Source organism: Patescibacteria group bacterium (assembly GCA_018896645.1).
Classification (GTDB): Bacteria; Patescibacteriota; Patescibacteriia; order UBA2591; family JABMQE01; genus JAHIMF01.
Map to the genome: position 1 here is coordinate 1 of JAHIMF010000053.1, position 3,554 is coordinate 3,554.

Annotated in this window: 5 protein-coding genes; all 5 read right to left on the reverse strand. The window is 42.5% G+C overall.

Annotation, left to right across the window (positions count from 1 at the left end; genetic code table 11):
- Nucleotides 1-335, reverse strand: a 335-nt coding sequence (locus KKD20_03970) for an NUDIX domain-containing protein (protein MBU4332252.1), incomplete at its 3' end; no start/stop codon positions are given.
- Nucleotides 332-757, reverse strand: coding sequence for an NUDIX hydrolase (locus tag KKD20_03975; protein MBU4332253.1), 426 nt, complete (start codon nucleotides 755-757; stop codon nucleotides 332-334). The genes KKD20_03970 and KKD20_03975, both read right to left, overlap by 4 nt.
- Before the next feature lie 126 nt (nucleotides 758-883).
- Nucleotides 884-1,303: an NUDIX domain-containing protein gene (locus tag KKD20_03980; GenBank protein ID MBU4332254.1), complete on the reverse strand. Its 420-nt coding sequence runs from the start codon at nucleotides 1,301-1,303 to the stop codon at nucleotides 884-886.
- The gene (locus tag KKD20_03985; protein ID MBU4332255.1) at nucleotides 1,300-1,800 is read right to left on the reverse strand and encodes a nucleotidyltransferase family protein; all 501 of its coding nucleotides are present in this window, start codon (nucleotides 1,798-1,800) and stop codon (nucleotides 1,300-1,302) included. The genes KKD20_03980 and KKD20_03985 overlap by 4 nt, the downstream gene beginning before the upstream one ends.
- A 449-nt stretch (nucleotides 1,801-2,249) precedes the next feature.
- On the reverse strand, nucleotides 2,250-3,554 hold a 1,305-nt coding region (locus KKD20_03990), incomplete at its 5' end, for a T9SS type A sorting domain-containing protein (GenBank protein ID MBU4332256.1).

The window sequence follows — 3,554 nt, forward strand, 5'->3', positions numbered from 1 at the left end:
ACTTCCCCGCTCACATACTCGGCCTCAAAGAAAACATAAAGCACGCGGATTTCTTTGCCTGCACTCGCGAGATGAGCCGGGATTAAATGCCGGCCAATGGCAACGGGTTGGAGCTTAAGCTTAAACTCCACCTCTCCAATTTCCTCTTCTGCTTCCCGTTTGATGATTTCGGAAAAAGGCGTTTCAAATTCATCAGTATCAATTCTGCCGCCGGGAAAATCATAAAACCCGGCATAACTGCCGCCATCATCAGCCTTCAGGGCCAGTATTTTGCCTTCTTTGTTTTTGAGAATCAATTTTAAAGAAATTTGATAAAAATCTCTTACTTTTTTCATAGTTTAAATAATTTATGGCTTTTAGATTTTAACATTTCCAAACACGGCCCCAAATAATCAACTGTTTGATACTTACTATCTTCTGATATATCAATCCACTTATAATCCTGATGTTCCCTGGGACTAAGTTTAACTTCCCCACTTTGATATTCAGCAATAAAAATCAGCCTAACAAATTGTTTGTCTTTTCTTTTGTCTACATTTGAAGTATAGAAAAACAAACTCGGGTTTTTGATATCCAGCCCTGCTTCTTCTTTGGTTTCACGGATAACTCCCAAAGCAGGGTCCTCGCCATCTTCTAATGTCCCGCCCGGGATGTCCCATTGGTTTGGCAAAATCTTAGTGGCAACTGACCTTTGCAGAATGAGAATCTGATTTTTCTCGTTGAAAATAATTGTGTGAACGATTAGGCCTTTTTGCATATGGTTGTGAAATTATAAAAATACAAGAATATCCGCCAAAGGCGGATCTCCTCCAAGGGCGGATGGGCCTCTGGTCCAAGCCTCTGGCTGATAAAAATACAAGAATATAAAAATAGCCCCAAATAACTATTGACCAATCTTCAAAATCTTACACAACTTCTTAAACCCCTCTATGTTCCCGGGCCATATGAGCAATTTGAATACCTCGTCTTTTTCCAGCCACTTGAATTCGCTGTGTTCATCCGAAAGAATGATTTCAATCCCAAATTCAACTTCCGCGCCAAAAACATCTTCGCTGTGATGCCCCTCATAATCAAACTCAAAACTATAACCGGTATTGATAACTTTATTTATTTTGGTTATTCCAAACTCTTCTTCCGACTCTCTTGTAATTGTCTGTTCCAAGGTTTCGCCCTGCTCTACCCCGCCCGTTAAAGGCTGCCAAAAGCCGCCTCTCTTGGGAGTTCTCTTAGCCAAAAGAAAAAGTATCTTCCCTTCCGGAGCTTTTTTGAAAAAATAAATTTCAATTTGTTTCTCGGTTCTCATACCATTTTTTTGAAAGTTTTTAAATATTTTTTTATAAGTTCTATTTTTTCGCGGTCTGCTCCGCCTCTTTTTTCCTGGCGATAATTATCGCGGAGCATAACTTGATATAAAGTTAAATATTGTTTAGCCGAAACTTCTTTGAACTTCGCTTCACCTACTTTAGATGCTCTTAATTCGTCGGGGTCTATTTTAGCCATCTCTCGCAAATCTTGATCCGCGGCAAAAGCGACCAACTCACCATCTCTTTCAAACTCATGTTCATGCTCGTCTTTAAGCGCAAAACCCAAGGTTTCCATAGCTTTCATCAGTTTGTTCCAGTCTTTGTTAACAAAATTATCAGGCACTAAAACATCAATATCGTTTGCTTTGCCAAATTCGCCTATCACCCGGTTAAGCCCAAGCGAGCCATAAAGAATAGGAGTGATGCCGATTTTGTTTAGAGAACCCGCGACTTCTAAAAAAACTTCAAATTTTTTCTTATTGATAAATAGGGTCATAATGTCTTTATTGTAAAACATTAATCTAAAATTAGCCAATTCACCAAAAATAAAAACCCAGTTTTTAGCGCATAAACCCATTCACCTCCGTACTCCACCTCCTAAAAGAGGTTTTCAAGGTGCCTGCGTTAAAAACAAGGTTTTAACTAATCTATCCAATTGCTTTATACTTCACCCTATCACCTCTAAAAATTTTGTCAACCCCTCGGCTACAGCTCGGGGTTGACCTTGCCCTCGGCCATGCCATTCGGCTCTGAGGCCTGGCGGCCTCGGTCGCTCAGGCTCGAATGAGAGCTCGGGCCGAATGGAGTTTACCGAAAGGTCAAAACCTCGGGCGTGGACAATTTTCCTCCCTTAAATAACACCAAAAGCTCGCTTAAATATATTATACCATAAAATTAAATATGAAAAAGCCCAATCTGTTGAATTATAGATTGGGCTTGTTGAATTTAGCGAATCAAGGCCATCCTCCTGACTGACCCTGTCTTACCAGCTTTGAGCCGGCAAAAGTAAACTCCGCTGGCAACCGGACGATCCTCATTATCTTGGCCATCCCAAAGCACTTGGTGCCGGCCAAAACCTTGGGGCTCATCTGCTAGAACGCAAACCTCTTGTCCCAGTGAATTGTAGATGATTAGCTGAACTTCGGCTGCAGATTGAAGACAATAAGAAATAACGGTCTCCTGATTAAAAGGATTGGGCTGGTTTGGCAAAAGAACAACGGGCTGGTCTTGGAGCTTGAAGCCTTGAAGGCCCAAGATGGCAGCCATTTTGGCGCGTTCGCGGGCGCCAAAGTTAGCAGCAAAGATAGAGAAATCGCTAAAGTCCACTATACTATCAAAGTTAAGGTCACACCGCAGATCGCATGATAGACCCGCACCCCCATAATGCCGGACAAAATAAGAAAAGTCCTTTATGTCAACTACCTGGTCGTTGTTGAAATCTCCCAGAATTGTTGCCAGTTGAGCGCCAACATTATCAGGCGGGCCTAAAAGCCAAGGATAGATGCGGACATCACCATTCACCTTCTGGCTAATCTCTGGTTCTAGACTCGTCCCCCACCAATTATAACAGGCATTTACTTTGAGCCCAAAACTGGTAACACCCAACCGACCCAAAAAGGAATTGGGAGACTGGCTACCACCTATAGTTAATTGACAATCACCGCCACGGACATAAACTGCTTGCAGGCAGGATTCGTCAAACAGGTTATTAAGAATCTTGGCATTTGAGCCCTTGAGGTCAATGCCAGAAGTCTTAAAGGTATTAGCCACAATCTCTAAACCCGACCTTACACCTTGAATATAGATGGCTGAACGCGAACAGGAAGACTGCCAATTCTCTTCAGTAAACACGCAGTTTTTTACTGTAACGCCAGCCCCATAAATCTCCAGCTTACTGGTTAGTCTGAAGCCTTGCAAACTACTACCAGTGGCGCCTAGATAGTTATCTGAATCCATAAAGTCTATCCAGGCGTGTTCGCCTCCGGTTAAAATGGTCTTTGTTGGACCAGCTCCGAGCAAATGGACTGGGTCTGAAGCAACAAATGCCTCATCATACATTCCTGGTCCCACAAAAATTGTATCAACAATAGTTATCTTTTTCCCTTCTAATCTTGTCCGATAATCAGAAACCTGGTCATAGGCTTTACCAATACTGGCATAAGGGTTTTCCCTGGTGCCGTCACCCAGTTCATCAGAGCCCTGGCCGGCGGAAACATAATAACTAGTCTGATGAGGAACCACCTTAGCCCA